21 protein-coding genes and 1 riboswitch are annotated in these 25,372 nt (G+C 49.2%); of the genes, 2 read left to right on the forward strand and 19 right to left on the reverse strand.

Features of this window, described 5'->3' with window-relative positions; all coding sequences use genetic code 11:
- Positions 1–30 precede the first annotated feature (30 nt).
- Positions 31–230: riboswitch (cobalamin riboswitch) on the reverse strand.
- 179 nt (positions 231–409) lie between these two features.
- The 11 genes from ABRS97_RS10995 to ABRS97_RS11045 form a co-directional block, all read right to left on the reverse strand.
- Entirely contained in the window at positions 410–937 is a 528-nt protein-coding gene (locus ABRS97_RS10995) for a hypothetical protein (protein WP_367813759.1), read from the reverse strand.
- Between the two features lie 61 nt (positions 938–998).
- Positions 999–1,265 (reverse strand): aspartyl-phosphate phosphatase Spo0E family protein, encoded by a 267-nt coding sequence (locus ABRS97_RS11000; protein ID WP_367813761.1) that lies wholly within the window; start codon positions 1,263–1,265, stop codon positions 999–1,001.
- Between the two features lie 67 nt (positions 1,266–1,332).
- Positions 1,333–2,538, reverse strand: coding sequence for an aminotransferase class I/II-fold pyridoxal phosphate-dependent enzyme (locus ABRS97_RS11005; protein ID WP_367813763.1), 1,206 nt, complete (start codon positions 2,536–2,538; stop codon positions 1,333–1,335).
- Positions 2,539–2,553: 15 nt separating this feature from the next.
- Entirely contained in the window at positions 2,554–3,045 is a 492-nt protein-coding gene (locus ABRS97_RS11010; RefSeq protein ID WP_367813765.1) for an Lrp/AsnC family transcriptional regulator, read from the reverse strand.
- 185 nt (positions 3,046–3,230) lie between these two features.
- Complete coding sequence (locus tag ABRS97_RS11015) at positions 3,231–3,521, reverse strand: hypothetical protein (protein ID WP_367813767.1); 291 nt, start codon at positions 3,519–3,521, stop codon at positions 3,231–3,233.
- Between the two features lie 148 nt (positions 3,522–3,669).
- Positions 3,670–4,578, reverse strand: a complete 909-nt coding sequence (cysK, locus tag ABRS97_RS11020) for a cysteine synthase A (protein ID WP_367814278.1) — start codon at positions 4,576–4,578, stop codon at positions 3,670–3,672.
- An 83-nt stretch (positions 4,579–4,661) separates the two neighbouring features.
- Entirely contained in the window at positions 4,662–5,975 is a 1,314-nt protein-coding gene (locus tag ABRS97_RS11025) for an MFS transporter (RefSeq protein ID WP_367813769.1), read from the reverse strand.
- A gap of 111 nt (positions 5,976–6,086) precedes the next feature.
- On the reverse strand, positions 6,087–6,578 hold the full coding sequence (locus ABRS97_RS11030) for a hypothetical protein (RefSeq protein WP_367813771.1): 492 nt from the start codon (positions 6,576–6,578) through the stop codon (positions 6,087–6,089).
- A 171-nt stretch (positions 6,579–6,749) separates the two neighbouring features.
- Positions 6,750–7,169, reverse strand: coding sequence for a DUF350 domain-containing protein (locus ABRS97_RS11035; RefSeq protein WP_367813773.1), 420 nt, complete (start codon positions 7,167–7,169; stop codon positions 6,750–6,752).
- An 82-nt stretch (positions 7,170–7,251) separates the two neighbouring features.
- The gene (locus tag ABRS97_RS11040) at positions 7,252–7,932 is read right to left on the reverse strand and encodes a PspA/IM30 family protein (protein ID WP_367813775.1); all 681 of its coding nucleotides are present in this window, start codon (positions 7,930–7,932) and stop codon (positions 7,252–7,254) included.
- Positions 7,933–8,063: 131 nt separating this feature from the next.
- Positions 8,064–10,424, reverse strand: coding sequence for an endonuclease MutS2 (locus tag ABRS97_RS11045; RefSeq protein WP_367813777.1), 2,361 nt, complete (start codon positions 10,422–10,424; stop codon positions 8,064–8,066).
- A gap of 247 nt (positions 10,425–10,671) precedes the next feature.
- Between ABRS97_RS11045 and ABRS97_RS11050 the strand changes: the two genes are divergently transcribed.
- The gene (locus tag ABRS97_RS11050; RefSeq protein WP_367813779.1) at positions 10,672–11,040 is read left to right on the forward strand and encodes a phage holin family protein; all 369 of its coding nucleotides are present in this window, start codon (positions 10,672–10,674) and stop codon (positions 11,038–11,040) included.
- 191 nt (positions 11,041–11,231) lie between these two features.
- Complete coding sequence (locus tag ABRS97_RS11055) at positions 11,232–11,612, forward strand: cupredoxin domain-containing protein (protein ID WP_367813781.1); 381 nt, start codon at positions 11,232–11,234, stop codon at positions 11,610–11,612.
- A gap of 78 nt (positions 11,613–11,690) precedes the next feature.
- Here the strand turns inward: ABRS97_RS11055 and nasC are convergent, their stop codons facing one another.
- The 8 genes from nasC to pheT form a co-directional block, all read right to left on the reverse strand.
- On the reverse strand, positions 11,691–13,826 hold the full coding sequence (gene nasC / locus ABRS97_RS11060; RefSeq protein ID WP_367813783.1) for an assimilatory nitrate reductase catalytic subunit NasC: 2,136 nt from the start codon (positions 13,824–13,826) through the stop codon (positions 11,691–11,693).
- Positions 13,827–13,835: 9 nt separating this feature from the next.
- On the reverse strand, positions 13,836–16,208 hold the full coding sequence (nirB, locus tag ABRS97_RS11065; protein WP_367813784.1) for a nitrite reductase large subunit NirB: 2,373 nt from the start codon (positions 16,206–16,208) through the stop codon (positions 13,836–13,838).
- A gap of 60 nt (positions 16,209–16,268) precedes the next feature.
- Positions 16,269–17,444 carry an MFS transporter gene (locus tag ABRS97_RS11070; protein ID WP_367813786.1) on the reverse strand — a complete coding sequence of 392 codons (1,176 nt, stop codon included), beginning with the start codon at positions 17,442–17,444 and terminating at the stop codon, positions 16,269–16,271.
- A gap of 19 nt (positions 17,445–17,463) precedes the next feature.
- Positions 17,464–17,799: a nitrite reductase small subunit NirD gene (gene nirD / locus ABRS97_RS11075; protein WP_367813787.1), complete on the reverse strand. Its 336-nt coding sequence runs from the start codon at positions 17,797–17,799 to the stop codon at positions 17,464–17,466.
- Positions 17,800–17,814: 15 nt separating this feature from the next.
- Positions 17,815–20,244, reverse strand: a complete 2,430-nt coding sequence (nirB, locus tag ABRS97_RS11080) for a nitrite reductase large subunit NirB (RefSeq protein WP_367813789.1) — start codon at positions 20,242–20,244, stop codon at positions 17,815–17,817.
- 936 nt (positions 20,245–21,180) lie between these two features.
- Complete coding sequence (locus ABRS97_RS11085; RefSeq protein WP_367813791.1) at positions 21,181–21,732, reverse strand: CvpA family protein; 552 nt, start codon at positions 21,730–21,732, stop codon at positions 21,181–21,183.
- Positions 21,733–21,741: 9 nt separating this feature from the next.
- On the reverse strand, positions 21,742–22,818 hold the full coding sequence (gene zapA / locus ABRS97_RS11090; RefSeq protein ID WP_367813793.1) for a cell division protein ZapA: 1,077 nt from the start codon (positions 22,816–22,818) through the stop codon (positions 21,742–21,744).
- Between the two features lie 92 nt (positions 22,819–22,910).
- The gene (gene pheT / locus ABRS97_RS11095; RefSeq protein ID WP_367813795.1) at positions 22,911–25,364 is read right to left on the reverse strand and encodes a phenylalanine--tRNA ligase subunit beta; all 2,454 of its coding nucleotides are present in this window, start codon (positions 25,362–25,364) and stop codon (positions 22,911–22,913) included.
- Positions 25,365–25,372: the final 8 nt, after the last annotated feature.

Here is a 25,372-nt window from a genome sequence, read left to right on the forward strand (position 1 = left end):
ATTTAACGCAACCCTTTTCCTCGAAGGATGTCGTAATCGGCACCATGGGCAGGTCTCCTGGCTTACGGGCATGATCATCCTCGCCTTCCCATTTGGCATATAGCAAAACAGTGGCATTTCGAGGTTTTCCCGGGTTACAGTGGCGGGACCGCTCCGGATTTGCACCGGCTTCCCTTTTAAGCGGCGAACTCAGAATCGAGCTTGCCAGCACCTATGGCTGCAAATAAGTCAATTTGAATCACTTTGTCGATTATAGTTGAGATTCATCTGTAGGGCAAGCTTGAAGTATTTGCCGCGCTAAATTAGCTTAGGTCAGCTGGCAGCGAACGATATATATATTCATGGAATCTGTTTCCTGTATGAAAATGTCTTGATTGCCCGGACCGCACTCATCCAAACGCCCTACACCCTACTTCTGCGCAATAACTTTGAGCACTTGTTTCGCTTCATCAACTTTTTTTACATTTTGCGGTATAAAGGCGACAAGCCCCTTCCCGTCAAATCCTTGCTCCTTCATCCACTTGTTGTCTGAGAGCGGAATCCCGTACAAATGCTTCTCGGCAGACTTGCCGTCCTCTTTCATTTCAATAACACCTGCCGGGTAATCCTCAGGCTTAATGGCGTCGTCCAAGGAAACGAATCCAGCCTGGCTCGTCAATGTTTTAAACTGCTCTTCCCCCAGAATGAAGATCCCATTCTCCCCTGCGGCAAGCTCAACAATCATTTTCTCCATCGAAAATATCGGCGACGTTACAAGTTTAACGGTGGGAGTCTCACCGATCTTGCTTTTCAGCGACGCTTCCAGCTTGTCCCCTATTTCACTCGGAAAACCATTCTGTCCCATAATGAAGATAGATACATCCGGCTTCGGACCACCGCAACCAACGAGCAATACCATGAGCGCAAATATCGTGACCAACAGCAACTTCACTTTCATGCAGCAATAGTCCCTCCGTCTTAAGCTGAATGCTTCGATAGTCATGAGAAAAGCCGGCTCATCACCGACTCTTTCTCCCATTATTCATATATTCATTTATTTTGCGATCGAGTACTGTGCTAAGTTCAACCACGGATTCCGAGGTCATTTCTCTTCCATCCACGACCATCTGTTCTAGCATTCGTCTCAGAGAATGAATCTCTTCCTCCAAGGAAGTAAGGGAGTTGGCTTTCTTCGCATGCTTGAACAACCAACGCGATTCCGACTCATTTTCGTGAATATGCAGATGTGAGCGATAGGTTGAAAGTTGATATTCAATAGAAGCCATGCTTTTCCCTCCTTACTTCCAGAATACCAGTTTTTGTTCCCAATGAAAATATGAAATCACATCTTTTTTACAATTTTTTGAGAAAATTTCCGATTCTTTCAAGTGCTTCATTCAGTTGCGAGACACTATAAGCGTAGGAACAGCGTAAAAACCCTTCTCCGCCTAGTCCGAACACGTCTCCCGGCACTGCTGCAACCTTTGCTTCAAAGAGCAAACGTTGTGCGAACTCATCCGAAGTCATGCCTGTTGCGACTATGCTGGGGAACGCGTAAAACGCGCCCTGCGGCTCATGACACTCGAGTCCAATATCACGGAACCCTTTGACGATGAGCCTCCGTCTTTGATTGTAGGACTCCATCATCCGGTCTTTTTCTTCCAAACCATTAATCAACGCTTCGTGCGCTGCAACCTGTCCCATGACGGGGGCGCACATCACGGTATATTGATGTATCTTCAGCATGGCGGAGATCAGCTCACGGTGACCGCAGGCATAACCCATACGCCAGCCAGTCATGGCGAACGCTTTGGAAAAGCCGCTAACGAGAATCGTACGGTCTCTCATACCTGGCATAGCTGCGAAGCTGACATGCTTCACGCCATAGGTAAGCTCAGCATAAATCTCGTCGGAGATGACAATCAAATCGTGCTCTTCAACCACCTTGGCAATCGGCAGCCAGTCCTCATAGGTCATGATCCCGCCTGTTGGATTACTTGGGTAGCAAAGGATCAATATTTTGGATCGCGGCGTTAATGCCGCGCGGAGCGCCTCTTCCGTCAACTTGAACTGATCTTTGGCAAAAGTCTCGATACCGATAGCTTTGCCGCCGCTGATGCTTGTAATGGGCGAGTAGGAAATATAACAAGGCTCCGGAATCAGGACTTCATCTCCAGTTGTTATCAATGCCCGTAAAGCCAGATCGATGGCTTCACTTCCGCCTACCGTAACCAGCACTTCATCGGATGGCTCATACTTTACCTTGAATGAGGTATGCAAATACTCTGCGATCGCTTCACGAAGCTCCGGAATCCCGGAGTTCGGCGAATACTTCGTTCTGCCGCGTTCCAGCGAATATACCGCTGCCTCGCGAACATGCCATGGCGTCGAAAAGTCAGGTTCACCCACACCTAAGGAAATAATGTCGTCTTTGCTGTTGCTGACCAAATCGAAAAATTTACGAATTCCCGATGGTTTGATCTCTCGCACCGCAGGAGCGAGGTAATCCGTCATCGACTTTGCCTTCACTTGCGGGATCGTTATGTCATCTTTGATCATCGAAGTACCTCTTCCCTACGGCGAAACAAGCATTCGGTGATCATCTTCCTGATCCTCGAATATAATGCCGTCCTGTTTGTATTTTTTTAATATAAAATTCGTTTTTGTAGAAAGCACACGATCAACCGGCGACAGCTTGTTGGAAACGAATGAAGCGACCTCTTTCAAGGAACTGCCCTCAACTTCAACGAGCAAATCATAAGCGCCGGACATGAGATAAACGGATTTTACTTCCGGATATAAATAAATCCGTTCCGCGATCGCATCGAACCCGCGTCCGCGTTCCGGTGTAATTTGCACTTCAATCAGGGCGGTAACCTTTTCGTCATCTACTTTGCTCCAGTTTACCACTGTTGCGTATTTGACAATGACCTTATCCGCTTCCATCTCGCTTATCGCTCGCGCCACCTCAGCCTCCGCCGTTCCAAGCATGGTGGCGATCAGTTCCGCGCTGCGGCGGGCATCTTCCTTCAGTAGTTCGAGAATTCTTAGCTTCAAAGTATCCATGGTTAAACCTACCTTTCATTCATTGTTAATATGTCATCCTACAATCTTACAATGAACTGCTGTCCGAATTCAATTAGTGTGCATACCTAAGAGGCAGATTATTTTTATATAACCAAAATTTCCATCCCTAACAAACCAAAAAGGCCACAAGGATGCTCCTCTGGCCATCAACTGCCACCTGATTACTATCTTTGTGGCAAACTGCACTTCGATTCTGCTTGCAGCAGCTTATACACCGTCGCTTCAATCTCGCGATGTCTATATGAAGGACGAACATGAATACTCATGGCTTCCTCCAAACAACCGATACCAACCAATTCGCTCTCATCGTACACTGAGATGAAATATTGCGGGCTTTGGACGATTAGGTCCATTGGCAGCCGGATCCCTGATAGTATGCACTCATTTGTATAAACTTGTATGAAATCAGCAAGTCGATCTTTCTGCGGAACCTCATTGACATAAGCTAAATTCACTGTTACAACCACCTTTCTTCAAAACAACTTCTGTTAATAATTATACTTATTATCGCATTTTTATTCAATACATTCATTAAATAAAAACAACAAAAGCGCCGATCCCCCATTTCATCGGGATTGCGGCGCCTCTCCATACATGCATCGATTAAAATATGTCCATGCTCAAATATCTCTCGCCCGTATCTGGAGCTATACAGAGCACTCTCTTGCCTGCTCCCAGCTTGCGTGCAACTTGCAGGCCTGTCCACACGGAAGCGCCTGCAGATGGTCCTACGAGAATGCCTTCTTTGCTCGCAAGATCTCTTGTCGTCTGGATCGCATCCTCATCGGACACTTGCACAATATGATCGTAAACACTTGTGTTCAAAATGGCCGGTACGAAGCCCGGACTCGTTCCAACAAGCTTGTGCGGTCCAGGGCTGCCGCCAGACAACACAGGCGAACCCTTAGGCTCGACTACATAAATCTGGATCTGCGGCAGCTTCACTCTGAGCACCTCGCCCGTGCCCGTAATGGTGCCTCCGGTTCCTGACGTAGCAACGAACGCATCAAGCCGCTGCTCCATCTGCTCCAGAATCTCTAAAGCCGTTGTCGTCCGATGAATGTTCGGATTCGCCGGATTCTCGAACTGCTGCGGAATGTAGCTGCCGGGGATCTGATCCCGCAGTTCCACCGCCTTGGCGATCGCCCCTGGCATCCGCTGCGCCGCGGGCGTGAGCACAACCTCTGCTCCGTAGGCTTTGAGCAGATTAATCCGCTCTTTGGTCATGTTGTCCGGCATGACCAGAATCGCTCTGTAACCCTTGGCTGCGGCGTTCATCGCCAGGCCGATGCCCGTATTGCCGCTCGTCGGCTCTATGATTGTAGCGCCAGGGAGAAGATGGCCCGCCTTCTCGGCCTGCGCGATCAAATTATAGGCGGCGCGATCTTTCACACTGCCACTCGGATTGAAATACTCGAGCTTTACATAAAGCTCGGCGTCACCTTCCTGAACCAAACGGTTAATTCGCACGGCAGGCGTGTCCCCGATCAGTTCTGTAATGCTATTGACCATTTTTTTGTGCGTCACTTTTTCCCCTCCGCTCTCTCAATTCTCCTTGTACCATACTCACATTTTTAACGGGATTACTGCGGTTGTCAAGGTTTGCTAAGCGTTAATTGCTTTCTCATGAAGACCCAACTGACTAGCGGAGAGCTTCCGATGATCAAAAGCAGTACACTCAACACCCCTGGTTTCGTGCTCCAGGATACGACGCCAATGAACAACAGCACGCCGAGTACCCGGCCTGCATTCAGACTTAATTCTCGAAGGACGACATACTCTTCACGTTGCTTGGCGCTGCGTTCGTCCGCACCGATCAGGTCAAATACCGTAGACACCATAGGAACCGCGAATAGCGGAAGGAAGAGCGAAGCGCCAATGCCGAAACTTAATAATGCCGGATAATTCATTTTCCAGAAAAATGGTACAATAACAACAACCATCATCAGTGCGCCTACTAACATCGTGACTTTTCTAAACTGCGGCTTAACGAATTTCCCCGCCGCCCAGAAGCTGACCAATGAAACCGCTGAGGTCATCAGCACAAAATTGCCCAAACTGGCTTCGCTGGACGTAGCAATATAGACCAAGAGGGCAATCATGAAACCGAATACTCCCTCCCTAAATCCCTGTGCGACCAAGGCCAAACTGACTCGCCTCCATGGCGTATCCTGCTCCTTCAAGCAACGAATGGGAAGAAACCATTCATACGTCCCTTGAGCCTTCCTTTTTTTCAAAAAAAAGCTGACTACAACGCCGAGAACAAATATGCCTAAAGAAATCGAAAAAATTAACCGATAGCCGGCAGCACCCCCAAGACCGACAATCAGTAATCCGGAAATCCAAGGAGCAACAATACCCCCGCCTGAGCCCAGCAGTCCCATCCAGCCATTAAATCGATCCCGATTGTCCGGGTCTGTAACTTCGAAATAAACAACATTGAAAGCGATCCAAAACAAGCCAGATGATATTCCCTGCACCATGCCTAAACCTATGAAATATTGAAAACTGCTGCTTCCCAGCCATAAAACAAGCATATAAAAGCACGCGGATACGGCTACGCCTACTCGCAGGCAGTTCATTTTGTTATGCTCCTTGACCCATTTCCCGGCTAGCCAGAACGTAATGGCCATTGTTAAATGTGTCGTTAGCGTAAACCAGCCAATTAACGTATAGTCGTTTTTAGCCTTCCATAGGTAAACGCCGACAAAAGTTCCTGATAACGCATTCGCAACACCAAACAAAGCATGGACGGCCAATAACAATATAGCTTGAGCGTCCAGCTTCCCTTTTTTCGGGGAACTCCGTTCCTCTGTTAAACCGCTATCGCGACCTTCAAAATAGCTCCTCTGGACGTTTTCCTTCGTCCTGCCTGGATGAACCCGCTGCCCGCTCCAATCTTGCTGCATGCCGCACCTCATCTTTCCCCCGAGATTGAAATAACTCTAGTTAAGTTTCCCCAATCGGATAAAAATATAAGAATACGAAAAAACCGAACCCCAGCAGGATTCGGCTTCTTGTTACTTCTCTTTAATTTGTTCAACCATTAATAACCGATCGGTATCGGACAGAAACTTTTCCACTTTAAAACAGGAGGGACATACGTAAACATTCATTGTCAATGGCCCCGATACGAAGGCGCGACCAAGTAGTTTCGGGATATGCGGCGTAAAGGAGTCCCCCATAACCTCGTTGCCGGCTAATAGCATAAATTCGTGGCATCCCGAACATTCCGGCGCTTCTTCCTGTTCATCTGAAATGCGCTGAATCGCTTCTCCATAGCCGTCCAGCGGCTCATCAGAACCATCCCAAGCCGTCGATAAGTCCTCGTCCGGCTCCACATCTTCTTTGAAACGCAGCGGTTGGCCTGTTTGTTTGACGGTTAGCTTAATGCTGCGATAGTCATTCAATTCATTAAAGCAGTGCGGGCATTCTTCCTCGGGTCCAATCTCCGGATCCCAAACAATTTCTGTTTGGCACCAAGGACATACCACTTCTTCGTTGGCACTCATTCCTTAATCCTCCACATGATTCTTGCATACTTCTACTTCAATAAATAATAAACCCCTGCCGCCATAAACACAAATGCGATAGCAAACAAGGTTCCCCACAAGTATTTCATTACCTAGGCCTCCACGACGAAAAAAGAATGCGGTCTCTGTCACATGCGGCTCTTGAAAATCTTAGGTGACGCAGGCTCCAACTACATACGATATAGAGATCGAAATCATCATAGAAAGAAGTCCCACTGCCTTATTATCCTTTTTAATTTCCTCATCGATTTTAAAATAAGGCGTCAAAAATTCAAATATGAAGTAAGCCACAAGCAATAACAGAAATCCGTAGCCTGCCCAGATGAGAGAATGAATCATTGTGTCCTGGTTCAAAATGGCAAACCGGAACAAATTGCAGATCCCGAAAATTTTGCCCCCCGTAGCCATCGCCACGGAAATATTCCCTTTTTTAATTTCTGCCCAATCGTCATACTTCGTGACCAGCTCAAAAATAGTCAGGAACACCACGAGTGCGATAATCGCTACTGCAAAAAATGCGAGTGTTGATAAATACGGGTTACTGAGCAATACATCCACCTCTTCGTTCATCTTGACTCCTGCCTTCCCTCACAAAAGGTAGAAGAGACTGAGTGTTCCTCAGCCTCTCGCAGGTACGTTTATTAGTATATCATTAGGATTGTTTTTTTTCAGCAAGCTTTGCTTTCATTGCCGCTAATTCGTCGTCAATCGCACTGTCGGAACTGCCTAGTTGGTCTAACTCATCGTCAAGGCTGCGGTTTTTAGCGCGGATTTCTCCGCTCGCTTGCGCTTCTGCTTCCATTTGAAGCACTTTCTCGCTCATACGGTCAAAGCCTTTAGCCGCATTATCCGTACCGAAACCGGACATCGCTTGGTTGATCTGCTTCTGTGCTTTCGCCGTTTCAGCGCGAGCGATCAGCAAATCTTTCTTATTCTTCATTTTGTTGAATTCGTCTTTCATTTCTGTCAACTGATTGCGAAGCTGATCCGCATTCGTTTTAGCAAGATCGTACTGACGTTTAAGCTCGTCGAAACGCTCTTGATGCTCTTTTTTATCTTGCAGCGCGCGGCGGGCCAACTCTTCGTTGCCTTGCTCCAAAGCTTTGAGCGCTTGCTCGGAACGCTTCGTCACCATTTCTTCAGACTCTTCATATTGCTGCTTGAATTTTTTCTCGATGGCAATTTGCTTCGCTACCGCAGTTTCCGCTTCCAGGATGTCTTCTTCCATATCGCGCAGGAACTGATTCAGCATTTTTACTGGATCTTCTGCTTTGTCAAGCAAGTCGTTAACCGAAGCCATCGTCATGTCACGCAATCTTTTGAAAATTCCCATTTGTAAATTCCTCCTAATTTTGAACATCTATGATTGGGTGTTGCAAATACTTTTTTGTTCACCGGTGCTTACACACATTACATACGTGCTATCAAAGATGGGGTTTCAAAAAAAATGAGAATTTTTTCAGATTATTTCAATTCGACTACGGTAACCCCTGCGCCGCCTTCGTTATAGTTGCCCATCCGGTAGCTTTTGACGTGTTTGTGGCGGCGTAAATATTCCTGCATGCCCGTACGCAGCACACCCGTTCCTTTGCCATGGATCAAATAAACTTGGCCCAAGTTGCCTAAGAACGACTCATCAAGAAAGCGATCCGCTTCGATCAGCGCCTCCTCCATGTTGAGGCCGCGCATATCAAGCTCGCTCCGAATATGCTCATCCCGCGTCCGCTTAACCGTTGTTGCTGTCTGCTGCGGCTTCTTCTGCGCAGCTGAACCGATCTTCTCAAGGTCGGACAAGTTGACCTTCATCTTCATAATACCGAGCTGCACCGTTGCTTCGGTGCTGGAGACGATCTCTACCACGTGACCCTTCTGCCCCAGGTTCACAACCCGCACTTCATCGCCGGCCTCGATGCGCTCAGGCCGCTTCTTCGCCGCGCGAGCTTCGCGCTTCTCGCGCAGCTCCGGCGCCGCCTGATCCAGCTTGCGGCGCGCCTCAATCAGCCGGTGGTCCTTGACCCCGCCGGCTTCTTCCTGCGCCATGCGCCGCAGATCGGCGATGACTTCGTCCGCCTCGCGGCGCGCCTTGGCGACAGCCTCGCGCGCATCGCGCTCGGCTTTCTCGAGCAGCTTGTCACGCTGCTCGTCGAACTTCGCCTGCTGCGCCTCCAAGCCCCGGCGCAGCTCTTCGGCCTCTTGCCGAAGCTGCTCTGCGCTTACGCGCTCTCTTTCTGCAATCAGGCGGTTCTCCTCGAGCGACGCGATCATCGATTCGACGCGAAGATCCTCTTCGCCTACTTGAGCACGCGCATGCTCAATAATACGACGTGACAAACCAAGCCGTTCTGCTATGGCGAATGCGTTGCTTCGCCCTGGAACACCCACTAGCAAACGATAAGTAGGACTTAGCGTCTGGATATCAAATTCCATGCTGGCATTGATCGTGCCTGGCTTTTGATACGCATATGCCTTCAGCTCCGAATAGTGCGTAGTCGCAATGATCCGGCAGCCGATTTGATGAATATAATCTAAAATCGAAATCGCTAACGCCGACCCTTCAGCGGGGTCTGTTCCTGCTCCGAGCTCGTCTAGCAGCACCAAGCTTTTTGGCGTCATATCTCTCAAAATATTAATAATATTGGTCATATGGCTAGAAAAAGTACTCAAATTCTGCTCGATACTCTGTTCATCGCCGATATCCGCATAAATCGCGTCGAAGACACATAACTGGCTGCCTTCCTCGGCCGGCACGAAGAGACCTGACATCGCCATCAAACTAAGGAGGCCCACTGTTTTCAGAGAAACGGTCTTACCACCTGTATTCGGACCTGTGACAATAATCTGCGAGTAGTCGTTCCCTAGCTCCAGATCAAGAGGCACTACCGCTTCCGCTGAAATTAACGGATGGCGGCCGCGTTTAATTTTAATAAAACCTCGATCATTTAATCTTGGCTGAGTTGCTTTCAATTCACGAGCCAGGCCTGCCTTCGCAAAAGTAAAATCAAGCTGGGCCAGCAGTTCGACATCCGACACAAGGAAATCCACTTGCTCCGCGACAAGCTCGGTAAGCATCCGCAAAATCTTCTCAATCTCGACTTCTTCTTTGAGCTTAAGCTCGCGAATTTTATTATTCAACTGAACGATGGACTCAGGTTCGATAAAAAGCGTTGCGCCCGAGGCCGACTGATCGTGAATCATCCCGCCAAAGCTGGAGCGATATTCAGCCTTAACCGGTATGACGTAACGGTCGTTACGAATCGTAATCAAGACATCCTGCAGCATCTTCTGTACGGAAGAATTCCGAATCATTTGTTCCAAACGTTCTCGGACTCTGGCTTCACCCGTGCGAAGTTCACTGCGTACACGTCCTAATTCCGGACTCGCGCTATCAACTACAACCGCATTTTCATCAATACAGCTATTGATTTTGTCTTCTAACTGTTTGTTCTCGGTCAATAGATCGACTTGATCCTTCAGCATCGGAATGGCATATTCCTCATGAACCGCGACCACGAATCGTTTCAGCCTCCGGGAACCGAACAGCGTCGTCGAAATATCAAGCAGTTCTACCGGGTTCAACATCCCGCCAATTCTCGCACGGTGCAGGGATGCACGAATATCCCGAATGCCTCCAAAGGGAGCGTTCCCCTTCAGCCTCTCCACATTCACTGCCTCGTCGGTAGCCTGCAAGCGGAGCTTAACCAATTCAAAATCTCCAATAGGCTCCAGCTTTTCGGCGGCATCCTTGCCTAAGGAAGTTGATGCATGGTTCATCAGTTTATGTAAAATCTTCGGGTATTCTAATGTTTTTATAATTTTTGCGTTCAACTGTCTTCAACCTCTTTTCTCTACGCTATATTATAAACCAAAGCGAATAGGATTAGCTACGGAGACAATCGTTATATGGAAGATGCTACCTCCCATATTTCCAAAAGAGGCTGGACACACTAAAATATGCACCCTTCCTCATGCCAAAAGGAGTTGCATACCTTCAAAAACGCCAAGCATCGCTAGCAAGAAACACTTGTTATCGTGGGGAAAAACATCTCTTTACAAAATGAAGGAGGTACCCGAGATGCATCTTCTTGGACATCTTGTCAGGTTTATTGTGTCTGCTTTGGTTTTGATGTTTGTCAGTTGGCTGGTACCAGGGTTTAAGGTCGGCGGGTTCTGGAGCGCCTTTTTTCTCGCACTAGTCATTGCAGTTGCCGCATGGATCATTGAAGGGATCTTCGGCAAAAAAATCACTCCTTTTGGCAGAGGAATCGTTGGTTTCCTGGTGAGTGCGCTGGTCATTTGGTCGGCCCAATTCGTCGTAAACAACGTTTCCAGCTCCATGATAGGTGCAGTTCTAGCTGCTTTGGTCATCGGGATCATCGACTTGTTCATCCCTGTCAAAACACCATTTGAACAAGGTCTGACAGGAAGGGAAGATCATCGATAATTTTGCCGGTTCCTGTAATTGGCACCGATGGTAAAGCCCAATAAAAGATCGGTCTGCTGCGATTTCACGCCGGACCGATCTTTTTTTGACCTCATTTATTCATACTCATTCACTAGTTTGTCACTGCATTTTCAGAAACCGTCGTGTACAATGAAAGTGAAGTCAAAAAATGGTTTTACGGAGGGGTACATATGGTTAAAAAGTTGCTCGTACTCATGATGAGTGCTGCTTTGGTTATCGCCCTTGCAGCTTGCGGAAACAAAGAAAAGGCCGTCGAGCCGCAAACGACAGGTGCCGCGCAAGCTGGTGGACAGGCCGTTACGCTTAAAGCGACGAATTTCAAATTTGATCAAACCGAATATCGCGTCAAAAAAGGGGAGCCTGTGACTATCACCCTTGATAACGCTCAGGGTATGCATGGCGCTTCAATTAAAGATTTTAAGATTAGTCTGGATGGCGGCAAAAAAACAGCTACGTTCACACCTGACAAAGCAGGATCTTTCCCGATTGTCTGCTCGGTTATGTGCGGATCCGGACATGCTGACATGAAAGCGACACTGATCGTGGAATAAACGACATATTGGCATAGCATCAATGAAAAAGAGCACCCCATTCGGGTGCTCTTTTTCATTGAGACTATATCAGACGACTCACGTGTATTCCGTAACCAATGAGCTAACATTTACTGCACATGCCTTAAAACCTGGCATTTTACAGGTCGGATCGAGCGCATCGTGCGTGATTTTATTTACATTTTGGGTATCGCCCCAATGCATGGGCACGAATACGGTATCCTCTCGGATGTCACTGCTGAACCGACTGCGCACGTAGATAAATCCTCTTTTCGATGCCAGCTTCACGAGCGTGGCCTCTTCTATCCGATATTTTCTGGCGGTTTTCGGATGAATCTCTACGAACGATTCTACATCACACGCTGCCAAGGAATGACTCCTCCTTGTTTGTACGCCCGTTAGATAGTGCGTAAGCACCCGGCCCGTTGTTAAAATAAGAGGAAATTCTTCGTTGACCTGCTCCTTCGGCAAATGATTGCCGACAGAAGTCAACAGTGCTTTGCCTGCAGGAAGCGGAAATGACGATTCAAATAAACGTTTTGCTCCAGGATGTTCAGGCTCTGGACAAGGCCAATAAATGCCTTCTTCCTTCCGTAAGCGGTCATACGTGATGCCATAATAGTCGGCTACGCCGCCTTTGCTTGCCAGCCTTAGCTCGTTAAAGATGTCTTCAGCGTCGGCAAAATTGAAATATTGCCCTCTGCCCAGACTTTCGGCTAAGTCACAAAGAATCTGCCAGTCATGCTTCGCTTCACCCGGCGCTAAACGGCCAGCTTCCCTCAGCAGCACGCGTCCTTCCAGATTTGTCAGTGTACCCGCATTCTCCAAATAAGCGGATACAGGTAAAATCAGATCAGCCAGCTGAGCCGTTTCTGACATCAGGAAATCGGCAACGACGAGGAAATCAAGCTTCTTCAGCCCATCTTCTACGAAATTCGCATTAGGATTTGATACTAAAGGGTTGGAGCCCATAACGAACAATGCACGAATCTCCTGCTCGCTTATCTTCTCCATCATTTCATAGGCAGAAACGCCTTTGCCAGGCAGTTCGGTCGGATCAATTCCCCACACACTAGCGACATAAGCGCGATCCTCAGGATTTTCGATCAGACGATATCCTGGAAGCTGATCAGCCTTCTGTCCATGCTCCCTGCCGCCTTGACCATTCCCTTGACCTGTGACAGCACCGTAACCACAGCCAGGTTTGCCGATTTTGCCTGTCAGCAGAACGAGATTAAGGAAATTGCGAACCGCCATATGTCCGTCCGTCTGCTGCTCGACGCCTCTCGCCGTGAACACCATGCCTGTGGCCGCTTGCCCGTAAGCCTTGGCCGCTTTGCGGATCAACTCAGAAGGCACACCGGTTAAGTCGGCGATCTCATTCAGGTCGAGTGCATCCAAATGCGCCTTCAGTTCGTCAAAGCCTTGCGTGCGATTCTCTACGAACTTGGCGTCGATCAACCCTTCTTCAAGCAGAACTTTCAGCATGCCATTCGCCAGTGTCGCATCCATGCCCGGCTTGACTCTCAGATGGAGATCTGCCATTCGAGTCGTACCTGTTTCCCTCGGATCGATCGCAATGATAAAAGCGCCTTTTTCTTTTGCTCTGGTAAAATAAGGCATGAGTGTCGGCTGACACTCCGCAATATTCGTACCAGCCAGAATCATGCAGTCAGCCAGCTCGATATCGGACAATTGATTCGTCAACCCGCGATCGATGCCAAATACTTTGACCCCTGCCGAAGCCGCGGCAGACATGCAAAACCTTCCGTTATAGTCAATGTGCTTGGTCTGCAGCGCAACACGTGCGAACTTACCGAGCAAATAGGCCGATTCGTTCGTCAATGAACCGCCACCATACAGGCCGACCGTATGATTGCCGTGTTGCCCGCGCAGTTCAGTAAACTTGTTTACGATTTGTTGGTACGCATCCTCCCACGAAATACGGACGAACTGACCATCCTTCTTAGCCATCGGATACAGGATTCTTTCTCCGGTCAGCGCGTGCTGATACGCATTCATGCCTTTGATGCACAAACGCCCTTCCGAGGCCGCGTTCGGTTTAGGAACAACCGTGTAGCTCGGACGCCCATCCGCACTGCCCCTTTCTTCCAGCACTTGCATTTTGCACTGGACACTGCAAAAGGGACATTGCGTATCCATTACACGCAGCGTACTTGTACCGCTTTGTTCTTCTTTTACAATTAGACTCATACGCTCAGCTCACCTTATCAAAGCAGCCGTCGGCCGCAGATTTTGTTGCTGCTGTTTCGTCAGCTCTTGTTCCTTGTTCATCCTATCGCTCAATTCCGCTCGGAATAAGAGATCAAATAACCCCTCGCGCAGCTGCGTTATGCCTTTGCGTTCAATCCACTGTCCCGTCGTTTCACCGTAATTCGCCTCTTCACGATACCACTGTAAAAAGGCCATCGACAGCTCCAGCACGGCCGCTTCCGTCCGCTCCATGCACAGCAATTCTCCTTGGCGGAGCTTCACGCCACTGCTGCCGCCTACGTAAATCTCCCAGCCGCCTGGCGCGCCGACGATGCCAAGATCCTTGGCAAGCGTCCCCGCACGATGCAGAGGGCTTGCAGAGACAGCCACACTTACAGCCGCAGGCATTTGCATGTGTTCTAATCTAATCTCAAGCAACGCGCCCAATTGGACGGAATCCTGCAGAGCGCTCTGGTCGTAGCCGACTCCCGCGCAAGTGACGACCGAAGCAATCGGTTTGCCATAAGCCGGAGCCGCAACGGCCGGCTGTCCGAGCTCTGCTCCGACCGGGTCCACATGCTGGGCATCAATGCCCAGCAATTCCAGATGCGAGCCGCCCGTCAACTTCACCAGCGGTATGTTGTACTTGTCGACCACATCTGCGATTCGCCTTAGCTGGTCGGCGTTTGTGACGCCGCCGAACATGCGCGGCCGAGCGGCGTAGGTGCCGTCAGCGAGCAAGTTCGCCTCCGGAGTCACCGCAGCAGATCCAACCCCTGCCCCGGCTGCGCTTAGCGCCTGGCCGATGTAGTACTTCAAGGCTGGGTTGCACACTGCGCAGCCTTCCGCCTTGCTAAAGCCCAGCGCGCTCATCGCCTCGCGAGCTGTAGTAAACCCGCCTGCGCGTACTGCATCGCGCAGTTCATCATGGCTATGCGATGTGCAGCCGCACACGGTTTCTTTCGGCGCTGCCGGGGCATCTTTGCCACGCAAAGCCAGTTGCAGCAGCGATGACACGAGCGGCTTACAGCCGCCGCATGTACTTGACGCTCTCGTACAAGCGCGGACGTCTTCGAACGTCTCGCATCCGCTCTCGCGGACCGCGTCCATGATCGCTCCTTTTGTCACGCCATTGCAGGAGCATACAGTCGCTGTAGGCGCCAGCGACTCCACGTAGGCTTCGTCGCCAGCCACGTCTCCCGCTGCTTCTTCCAGCACAGATACATTCGCTTGCTGTTTAATATAACCAAGCAGCTTATTACCCTCGCTGCTGTCGCCGTACAACACCGCACCGACAATTTTATTGTCGCGAATAGCAATTTTACGATACGTGTTACGAACACCGTCGATCGCTTTGATTGAGGTCGTAATCTCGGAATCGCGAATTTCACCGGCTGAGAACACCTCGACGCCGGATACTTTCAGCTGCGAATACAAGATTGAACCTGGATAGCCTTCCGTATCCATGCCGCAAATCTTTTTCGCCAACACTTTGCCTTGCTCATACAGCGGCGCTACGAGACCGTATACCATTCCGCGATGCTCTGCGCATTCTCCAACCGCATAGATCCCCGGAATATTCGTTTCCATGGAATCATTAACGACAATGGCTCGATTCGTCTCCACACCACTGTCAGCCGCAAGCTTGATATTCGGGCGTACGCCTACGGCAATTACGACAAGATCTGCTTCCACTTTACTGCCGTCTTTGAACTGCAGACCTTCTACCCGTTTCTTTCCGATAATTTTATCCGTCTGCTTCTCAAGCAGAAAGCGCATTCCCTGCTTTTCCAGTTCCTTGCGAAGCATATTCGCAGAAGTCGGTGTTAGCTGACGCTCCATCAGATGGTTGAAAATATGCACGACATGGACTTCCATACCGAGATTGAGCAGTCCTCTCGCCGCTTCCAAGCCGAGTAAACCGCCTCCAATAACAACGGCTTTTTTGTAGGATTTGGAAGCCTCCAGCATGGTGTTGCAATCGTTAATATCCCGAAAAGCCGTTACACCCGGCTTATCCGCCCCAGGCAACGGAAGCATGAACGGCAATGAACCCGTAGCTAAAATAAGTCGATCATACTCGACAGAACACCCGTTTTCGCTAACGACCCTGCGCTTTTCCGTATCGATGCTGATTACCGGATCCCCTGCATACAGCGTGATGTTATTATCTTTGTACCACTGCCAATCATTAATCGTAATATCATTGACCGTCGTGTCGCCTTGGAGGACCTTGGACAGCATGATACGGTTATAGTTTGGATGCGGTTCCCCGCCAAAAATAGTAATCTCAAACATGTCGGGAGCAAGCGCCAAAATTTCCTCAATACAACGCACACCGGCCATACCATTCCCGATTAAGACAAGTTTTTGTTTCCCCATATACACTTAACCCCCACATTCTTGCACTGTAGTTCCGTCCTTGATCATGAATTCTATCCCTTAAGCCGCCGCACCCCGTTTATATGACACCATGCGTTTTGTTGCATAGTTCATGAAAAGACACACACAGGCAAAGAGCATGAGCAAAATGAAGCCTAATGTATACGTACCTGACAAATCTTTAACGATGCCGAGAAGGATTGGCGGAAAAAAACCGCCTACGCCCCCTGCGGCGCCAACGATGCCCGTAACCGCCCCCGTATTGCCCGAGGATACTTCGGGAACCATTTTAAACACAGCTCCATTTCCTACCCCAAACAAAGCAGCCGCAACCAAGCAGCTCACGCTAAATCCTGCAAAATGCTGCAAAGTTGCAGCCATCGATAACGAAGTAAGGATGATGCCCACAAATACGATCGCCAGCACTCTTCTCGAGCCTAAACGATCAGCTACATAACCCCCTAATGGGCGAATGACGGTAGCGACGACGACAAAACCAGCGGTTTTCATGCCCGCTTCCGTCGCTGACAAATGGAATAGATCCCTGAGGAATGTTGGTAAATAGGCACCGAAAGCAACGAAACCGCCAAAGGTCAAGAAATAAAAAACCGATAAGTACCAAGTCGGCTGTTCTTTCAGTACGATCATCGATTGGCGAAACGTTTTCACCTTCGTCGGCGGCGGCAAATCCTTCGTTCCTATCCAGAAGATGATCGCCGTGATCGCAATCATGATGGCTAAGCCCCAAAACACCCATGACAATCCGAAACTTTTAAACACCAAAGGCAGTGTAAAGCTCGCCGCCGCTCCGCCCAAATTCCCAAGTCCCGCTAACCCTAGCACAAATCCTTGCCTCTCAGGCGGAAACCATCTCGACACATAGGTCAGTGAAATGGCGAAAGTCGTACCGGCCATCCCAATGAACAACGCACATAGAAGCAGTTGCCAGTAGGAATGAGCCCATCCTGCAAGCAGGAGCGGAATCACCAGAAACAACATGGTGACTGCAAATACTCGCTTTCCTCCGAACCGATCCGTATAAATGCCCATCGGGATCCGCAGAATGGATCCGAGCAGAACCGGCGCAGCGATCAACACACTTTTTTGAATCGCGCTAAGATGATACAATTCCTGAATTTGTCCGGCAATCGGAGAAAAGACACTCCAGATGACGAACGATGCCATCATGGCAAGTGTTGAGAAGCCTAGTGCAAGGGCCGATCCATTTTGTTTCATCGCGAGCACTCCCCCTAGGCTAGGATGCCTTGATACTTTCCTCAGCTATATGCAAATACAAATCACCGTTCGCGTCATCAATCTCCACTTGGAAAGAGGTTACACAGCCTTCGTCCGGCGCCTCTACATTCCCATCCTGCAGATTAATCTTCCAATCATGAAGCGGGCAAAAAACATGATGATCACACACAATACCTTCGGAAAGCTTACCCGCTTTATGCGGGCAACGATTCTCAATAGCTTTGATTTCGCCGCCCGAAAGCTTGAATATCGCAATTTCCAGGGAGCCGATCCGGACAACCCTGGATCTCTTTTCCGCAATTTCAGATATGTTGCCAACGTGAACTCGTTTCATATGAATCATCCCCTCTTATGTCAATATGGATGGAGCCGGTTGATCTTCCAGCGGTACAAACGTTTTCCGCAGCTCTTGTTCTTCAATAATTTCCTTCCAAGGATCCTTCATAAGACTGAGCGATTTCTCGATGCGTTCCACGAGCGCGTCACGCTCTTCCTTGGTTGCCAGCACTTCTTTTATCGTATCCAGCCCAATGCGCTCTACCCATTCAGCAGTCCGTTCGTTGTATTTCCCCGTTTCACGGTAGTACTGCAGGTATGCGCCTGACCATTCCATTACTTCTTCTTCAGTCTTCACTTTGCACAATAAATCCGTTCCGCGGAGTTTCGTGCCGCCATTGCCACCAACATGCAGCTCCCAGCCTCCATCAATCGCCACAACGCCAAAATCCTTAATCGTTGCTTCCGCACAGTTTCGAGGGCATCCCGATACCGCCATTTTCACTTTGGCAGGCGTGCCTAACCGCTCATACTTCTTCTCGAGCTGGATGCCCATGCTCATCGCATCCTGTGTGCCGAAGCGGCAGAATGTTGAGCCAACACACGTTTTGACAGTCCGTAGCGTCTTTCCGTAGGCGTAACCTGAAGGCATATCAAGATCAGCCCACATGCCAGGCAGGTCTTCTTTCTTCACGCCCAGCAAATCGATACGTTGACCGCCTGTCATTTTCACGAGCGGCACTTCGTATTTCTCTGCGATTTCCGCAATCTTTTTCAGATCCTTCGGTGTCGTTACACCGCCGTACATTCTTGGAACGACCGAGTACGTGCCATCCTTCTGGATGTTTGCATGATTGCGTTCGTTCACGAATCGGGATTCTCTTTCGTCTTCATGTTCTTCCGGCCATACCATACCCAGATAGTAATTGAGTGCCGGACGGCATTTGGAGCAGCCTTCCGTATTCGACCATTCCAATACATTCATAACTTCTTTCGACGTTGTCAATCTCATCGTGCGAATCGCTTCGACCACTTCATCCCGGCCAAGTGTCGTACAGCCGCAAATGCCTTCTTTCACCGTCTTCACGCCGTCCGCACCGAGCACATAGGTGAGCACGTCGGCTACGAGCGGTTTACAACCGCCGCAAGAAGCGGAGGCTTTGGTGCATGCTTTGATATCGCCTACGCTGGAGCAGCCTTTCTCCTGAATCGCCTGAACGATTGCTCCTTTGGATACTCCGTTACAACCGCACACAATCTCGTCGTCACTCATGGCAGCGACCAGATCGGCGCCCGATTTGGTTTTGCCGCCTTCACCAAGCAGCACCGTCTTCTCTTTGCCAGTCACGTCTTCGCCGTTGCGAATCATGGCAAACAGTCGCGAGCCGTCACTGATGTCACCAAACAATACTGCACCGATAACTTTACCGTCTCTGATAACAACCTTCTTATATATTCCTTCAAAATCATCCTGTACACGAACTGCGCGAGTACCTGGCTTATCCGCGTATTCGCCAGCCGAGAACACGTCTACGCCCGAGACTTTAAGTTTCGTCGATACAACAGAGCCTTGATATCCCGCTGTCTCGACGCCTGCGAGGCGTTTGGCAAGCACGGCGCCTTGCTCGTAAAGCGGAGCAACCAGTCCATAGGCTACACCACGATGTTCCGCACACTCTCCAACCGAGTAGATGTTAGGTATGTTCGTTTCAAGGAAATCGTTAACGACGATACCGCGATTAATTTCAATGTTGCTGCTCTTGGCAAGCGCAATGTTAGGACGAATGCCTACGGCCATGACAATCAGGTCGGCTTCAACTTCCGTTCCATCTGTAAACCGAAGACCGGTTACACGTTTCTTGCCTAGGATGGATTCGCTATTTTTCTTAAGGAGGAAGTTCATCCCTTGCCGTTCCAATTCTTGCTGTAAGAGTTGAGAGGCCGTCCGGTCCAATTGGAGATTCATCAGATATTCATTAATGTGGACGACCGACACTTCCATATTCAAATTAAGTAAACCGCGAGCCGCTTCAAGTCCGAGAAGTCCGCCGCCGATGACGACAGCCTTCTTATATTTCTTGGCGGTTTCGATCATCGCTTCGCAATCCTTTATGTCGCGGAAGGCAATAACGCCTTCTTTGTCAGCGCCTGGGAGCGGAAGCATGAATGGCAGGGAGCCTGTTGCCAGAATAAGTTCATCGTAAGGAACGCTAATGCCCTTATCCGTGCTCACGATCTTGCGCTCCGTATCAATGCGATTAACCGTATGGCCCGTATGCAGGGTGATATGATTTTCTTCGTACCAAGACCAGTCATTAATAACAATGTCCTTCATATCGGCATCGCCGGCCAAAACCGACGAAAGCAGGATGCGGTTATAGTTCGGATGCGGTTCGCTTCCGAAGATTGTAATTTCGTAGAGGTTCGGTGCAAGCTTCAGTAATTGTTCCATACAGCTAACTCCTGCCATTCCGTTTCCTACCAAAACAATTTTCTTCTTCATTGGGATTCACGCTCCTGAGTTAGATATAATGTAACATATAATGTCATGTTATTACCAAATTAATCTTGTTGATCTCATTTCGCCATTATCTTGCGTTAATTTATCTAACATACGTACATTTATTAATAATGTACATTAGGATGTTGTATTTTTCAACAAAAATTTGTAAAAATCCTTGGTAGCCCTTACAATTTTATTTATATTTAACGAACATTATGGATGATAATCAACTTTATTGTTCGTTTTTATTGAAATATTAACCGAATTTATGGGGAAATGGCGAATAATACCAATCTTACCCCACCCTATTTAGCCACTCTAACGTCACATAAATTCACATATATCCGAAAGAAAGTAATAATCATTCATGACCTTACTGTCGGACCGCCAATTCCCCCTGCACAGCGATTTCGACGGAACTACGATGCCTTATTCCACGGTAACGTCCCTTTTCTCCCTCTGAAGAGGAACTAGGGTGCGTTAAATGAGTGAAAATCGTGCCTACAACCCAGCATTTCTTACTCATAACGCACGGCAGTTCCGCGAAATGTCACTACAACCGAAAATACCGCCGCATAACGCCCCTACGTTCCGCTCACTTGTGCAAAAAGACGATCTCTCGCAGATCGAGGCTGTATTTCAGTATTCCAAACCTCTGAGCCACTTCCGGATCTTCAACCTCCATCCTGCCAAGTGCGCGTACTACACGATGCGTGCGGAATCTCTCCGCTCTGCGAGCTCGTCACACACACATACTGACGGCATATGCTTTCTGGCGTGTTAGAATGGGTATCCCTAACGTTTTAGGATGTTCGGCTCCGTATCTCTACCCTACATCAAAAACAAAAACAAGGTGGAAGGTATGCTCCACCCTGAAATTTTATAAGTTCTATAACGTTAAAAAAGCTACCTCACCTTGTTTAAGGAGGTAGCTTTTTATGTAGAAATACCTTGTTTCCAAAGCTCTTGGAGCTTTCCTGCTATGTTGGGCAGTTCGTTGATACAATAGGGGGCGATCAAGGAGTTCCCGAGGAGTTTTTGCATGCCGTCTGAAGGCACAATCGTTATTACATTTACGGCAATGATGATAATTAACAACGCTTCCGCGAGTCCCAGAAGGGCTCCGGTCCAACGGTTAATAAAATTAAGACCTGGCACTTTGGCAATAAGATTGAGGCCTCTGCCTATGAAAACCAGCGCAAATTTGACGCCAAAAAAAAGTACTGCAAATGCAATCGCATTTAATATATAGGTATCCAGATTGAGGCCTTTTACGATGAATTCATATTTCTGATAATTCTGGTAAGTAGGCAGCGCTACGGCATTCCGCAGCAGGGGGGCGAAGTCCCGATAAAAGTAAAAAGCTATTAAATAGGCAAGAATGAAGCCGGAAAGCGAAACAATTTGGGCAATAAAACCCCGGAAGTAACCAAGCAGTAAACCTAAAGCTATAATGGCCAACAGGACATAGTCTAAGGTATTCATCATCACTGGCCGCTACCTGTCGGGGTCATCTGTTTCTACAAGCTGAATCCATTCGTTGTATTCGTTTTGAAGCTTGCCGTATTCTTCGCGCAGTTCGCGATATTGTTCCTTCACGGTATGCAGTTCTTTTTGCAAGGCTTCATCATGAAGCCCCTGCTGCATGAGTTCTTCCTTCTCTCGTTGCGATTGCTCCAGAAGATACTCTTTCTCTTCTATGAAGTGCTGTGTAAAAGCTTCGCGTTCTTTCTTCTGCTGCTCAATAAGAGATTCAATTTGCGTTTGGAACTGTTGGATTATGAACACTTTTTGCTCTTCAAATTGCTGGACAATGCCTTGTTGCTGCTGGGAATACGCTTGTACGGTATTCAAATGATCTTCCTTAGACTGCTTGGTGTAGGCGGCCTTTTCTTCTTCGTGCTGTGTGGCTGCGACTTCTTTGTCTTGCTCGAACCGGAGGATTAACGTTTCTTTCTCTTCGAGATACTGCTGCATGAACGCTTCTTTCTCCGCGCGATGCTGCTGGGCCGCTGCTTCTTGGTTCACACGATGCTGCCTCAGCAGCTCATCCTTCTCGCCCATGTACTGCTGAAGGATGATATCCTTTTCAGCATCATGGCGTTGCCCAAGCGCTTCTATCTCCGTCTTGTGCTGTTGAATGAGTGCTTCCTTTTCCTGCTGGAATTGCTGGCTTTGCACTTCTTTCTCTTGCTGCAGCTGCTGCCCATTTTGCTCAAGCTTTGCCGCTTGCTCACCCATCTGATGAAGCTTAGCTTCAAGTTCCTTTTTCAATTCATTGTAGTCTTGCAACAGCTTCTCATAGCCTGCCAAAGAAGCTTCTTGCTCTTTATGGGCGCTCGTAAGCTGCTCCATAACCTCATTAATCCGGAAACATTCATCTGCCATATTCACGGCCGCAAGCACAGCAATTCGTTGGGAATCCAACCGCGGATAGCCTTTGGCAATACGAAACATTTGGTCGTTTACGTATTCGGCTACGCGCTTCATGTAATTCGTGCTTGTACTGGCCATTAGTTTATATTGGTTGCCATATATATCAACGGTAATTTTAGTTTTTTCCTCAGAGCTCAACTTTTATATCCTCCCTTAGATGAAAGGCTGGTCCTATCGACATCAATTCGATAAGGCCAGCCAGTTTTCCTGCAACCAGGGTGAAAGTCACACTATTTTCTTAACTCTGCCTCGTACTGTTGTTCAAGTGCCCCAACAACCTTGGCATGAAGTTCTGTTACTTCCTCATCGAGCAACGTTCGTTCACCATGACGATATACAAGCGCGATCGCTACGCTTTTACGGCCTGCGCCTAGACGCTCACCTGTGTAAATGTCGAATACCTGGATGGATTCCAGCAGATCTCCCGCTACCTCGCGAATCGTTCGTTCCATATGTCCGACAGGTACGCTCGCATTCACAACCACAGCCAGATCGCGTCCAATGGAAGGATAACGAGGAAGCAGTTTATAGACGATGGCAGCGCTAGCTGCTGCTATGAGCGGAGGCAGTTCAACCTCAAGCACATAGGTGTCATCCAAATCACGTTCTTGCTGCAGCCCAGGATGCAGTTGTCCTATTCGACCAATAACTTGACGACCGTTATCGCCGCTCAGATAAAGCTCTGCCGTGCGCCCCGGATGGAAGCCAGTTGGAGCAGCTGACACATATTCAAGCCCTACAACTCCCAAGTAGTCCACAAGGCGATCAAAGATTCCTTTGAGATCGTAGAAATCAACGGATTCCGCTTTCTGCGCCCAATGGGACTTACGACGATTGCCTGTCAAAGCAATGGACAACAGCAGCTTTTCCTCAGGCTGTGTGGAGAGTGCCGACTCTTCCGTTGTATACACTTTAGCGATTTCAAATATCGCGACATCATCCATACTGCGATTGCGGTTGTAGCTGACAACCTCCAGCAGGTGCGGAAGCAGGCTGGTGCGCAGTTCGCTGCGATCTTCGCTCATCGGCATCGCCAGCGAAATAGGCTTCGCTGCCGGGTAAAGGCCTGGCAGCGCGGTATTTTGATTCGGGTGCGTGAAGGCATAGGTGATAACTTCATGCAGCCCGCTCTGTGTCAGGAGATTCCGCGTGATCCGGCGGATCGACTGCTCTCTTGTCAGCGAGCCAGGCGTCGTCGCGCCGCTCATCAAGGTTGTCGGGATGTTATCGTACCCGTAGAGGCGTGCCACCTCTTCGATCAAATCGACATCCCGGGAAATGTCTCCGCGGCGGCTCGGCACGTGTACGAGCAACTCGCCCTCACCTGCCTGCTCATAAGAGAAGTGCAGGCGCTCTATGATTTGACTGATATCGGCCAAAGAAAGTTCAGTGCCGAGATAATTGTTTACTCGGTCCGCAGCCAGATGGATAGCGACCGGTTTGTGAGTGCCGCTGACGGCTTCGACAATGCCGTCTGCGACTTGACCCGCTGCGTACTCGGCCATCAGGGCCGCAGCGCGGTTCAAGGCCGGAAGCACCGCTTCCGGGTTCACTTCCTTCTCGAAGCGAAGACTCGCTTCGGAGCGAAGGCCCAGCTGGCGCGAGGTACGGCGCACCGAGCTGCCGGCGAACTTCGCGGATTCCAACAGGATCCGCGTTGTGCCCGCGGTCACTTCAGAATTCGCGCCGCCCATAACGCCAGCGATCGCGACAGGCTTCGTACCGTCCGTTATTAGCAACATATGCGGCTCTAACGTGCGTTCCACATCGTCCAACGTGACGAGCTTCTCGCCAGCTTTGGCAAGGCGCACGTCGATGTGCCCGTTATTCAATTGATCCGCATCAAAAGCATGCAGCGGCTGCCCGTATTCCAACATCACGAAATTAGTGATATCGACAATGTTATTGATCGGGCGGATTCCTGCCGCCATCAGGCGATTCTGCATCCAAAGCGGCGAAGTTCCGACGCGCACGCCTTCAATCAAGCGAGCCGCATAATGCGAGCATTGCTCAGTTGCTGTGATGTTGACGCTGATATGGTCAGCGGCTTTCTTGGATGCGGATCCGGCAGCTTGCAGCGCTGCTTCCGCATCCGGCAGCTTCACGCCGCGGCCCAGGATGGCAGCGATCTCGTATGCTGCTCCGAGCATACTCAACGCGTCAGAACGGTTCGGCGTCAAGTCCAGCTCCAGCACTTTGTCGTTGATGGCAAGGACATCAAGAATGGAGCGTCCGACTTCGGTATCCTCAGGAAGAACTAGAATGCCTTCCTGAATTTCCTTCGGCAGCAATTTGTCATTCAGCCCAAGCTCTTTAGCTGAACAAATCATGCCCTGCGATTCAACGCCGCGCAGCTTCGCGCGTTTAATTTGCAGCCCGTCTGGAAGCGACGCGCCAACGATGGCTACGGGCACTTTTTGCCCAGCGTCGATATTTTTAGCGCCGCATACGATTTGCAAATCTTCACTTTGTGCTACATCTACAATACAAACGCTTAGTTTATCGGCATCCGGATGTTTCTCACGGGATTTTACGAATCCGACTAGCACATTCGTAACACCCTTGTTCCGATTTTCTACGATATCAACTTCAATCCCGCTCCGGGTAAGCTTTTCCGCTAATTCCTCCGCCGTGAAGCCTGTTACATCCACATATTCTGATAACCACTGATAAGACACCTTCATGGGTTGAA

It is taken from the genome of Paenibacillus tabacirhizosphaerae, assembly GCF_040812395.1.
In the GTDB taxonomy this organism is placed as follows: domain Bacteria; phylum Bacillota; class Bacilli; order Paenibacillales; family NBRC-103111; genus Paenibacillus_E.

What these genes read in the sequence shown, in the direction of transcription:
- ABRS97_RS11005 (WP_367813763.1), bottom strand. Translation starts at nt 2,538, where the DNA reads ATGATCAAAGATGACATAACGATCCCGCAAGTGAAGGCAAAGTCGATG.
- ABRS97_RS11085 (WP_367813791.1), bottom strand. Translation starts at nt 21,732, where the DNA reads ATGATGAATACCTTAGACTATGTCCTGTTGGCCATTATAGCTTTAGGT.
- ABRS97_RS11000 (WP_367813761.1), bottom strand. Translation starts at nt 1,265, where the DNA reads ATGGCTTCTATTGAATATCAACTTTCAACCTATCGCTCACATCTGCAT.
- ABRS97_RS11070 (WP_367813786.1), bottom strand. Translation starts at nt 17,444, where the DNA reads ATGAAACAAAATGGATCGGCCCTTGCACTAGGCTTCTCAACACTTGCC.
- ABRS97_RS11035 (WP_367813773.1), bottom strand. Translation starts at nt 7,169, where the DNA reads ATGAACGAAGAGGTGGATGTATTGCTCAGTAACCCGTATTTATCAACA.
- ABRS97_RS11010 (WP_367813765.1), bottom strand. Translation starts at nt 3,045, where the DNA reads ATGGATACTTTGAAGCTAAGAATTCTCGAACTACTGAAGGAAGATGCC.
- ABRS97_RS11055 (WP_367813781.1), top strand. Translation starts at nt 11,232, where the DNA reads ATGGTTAAAAAGTTGCTCGTACTCATGATGAGTGCTGCTTTGGTTATC.
- pheT (WP_367813795.1), bottom strand. Translation starts at nt 25,364, where the DNA reads ATGAAGGTGTCTTATCAGTGGTTATCAGAATATGTGGATGTAACAGGC.
- ABRS97_RS11040 (WP_367813775.1), bottom strand. Translation starts at nt 7,932, where the DNA reads ATGGGAATTTTCAAAAGATTGCGTGACATGACGATGGCTTCGGTTAAC.
- nirB (WP_367813789.1), bottom strand. Translation starts at nt 20,244, where the DNA reads ATGAAGAAGAAAATTGTTTTGGTAGGAAACGGAATGGCAGGAGTTAGC.
- ABRS97_RS11030 (WP_367813771.1), bottom strand. Translation starts at nt 6,578, where the DNA reads ATGAGTGCCAACGAAGAAGTGGTATGTCCTTGGTGCCAAACAGAAATT.
- nirB (WP_367813784.1), bottom strand. Translation starts at nt 16,208, where the DNA reads ATGGGGAAACAAAAACTTGTCTTAATCGGGAATGGTATGGCCGGTGTG.
- cysK (WP_367814278.1), bottom strand. Translation starts at nt 4,578, where the DNA reads ATGGTCAATAGCATTACAGAACTGATCGGGGACACGCCTGCCGTGCGA.
- ABRS97_RS10995 (WP_367813759.1), bottom strand. Translation starts at nt 937, where the DNA reads ATGAAAGTGAAGTTGCTGTTGGTCACGATATTTGCGCTCATGGTATTG.
- nasC (WP_367813783.1), bottom strand. Translation starts at nt 13,826, where the DNA reads ATGAGTCTAATTGTAAAAGAAGAACAAAGCGGTACAAGTACGCTGCGT.
- nirD (WP_367813787.1), bottom strand. Translation starts at nt 17,799, where the DNA reads ATGAAACGAGTTCACGTTGGCAACATATCTGAAATTGCGGAAAAGAGA.
- ABRS97_RS11025 (WP_367813769.1), bottom strand. Translation starts at nt 5,975, where the DNA reads ATGCAGCAAGATTGGAGCGGGCAGCGGGTTCATCCAGGCAGGACGAAG.
- ABRS97_RS11050 (WP_367813779.1), top strand. Translation starts at nt 10,672, where the DNA reads ATGCATCTTCTTGGACATCTTGTCAGGTTTATTGTGTCTGCTTTGGTT.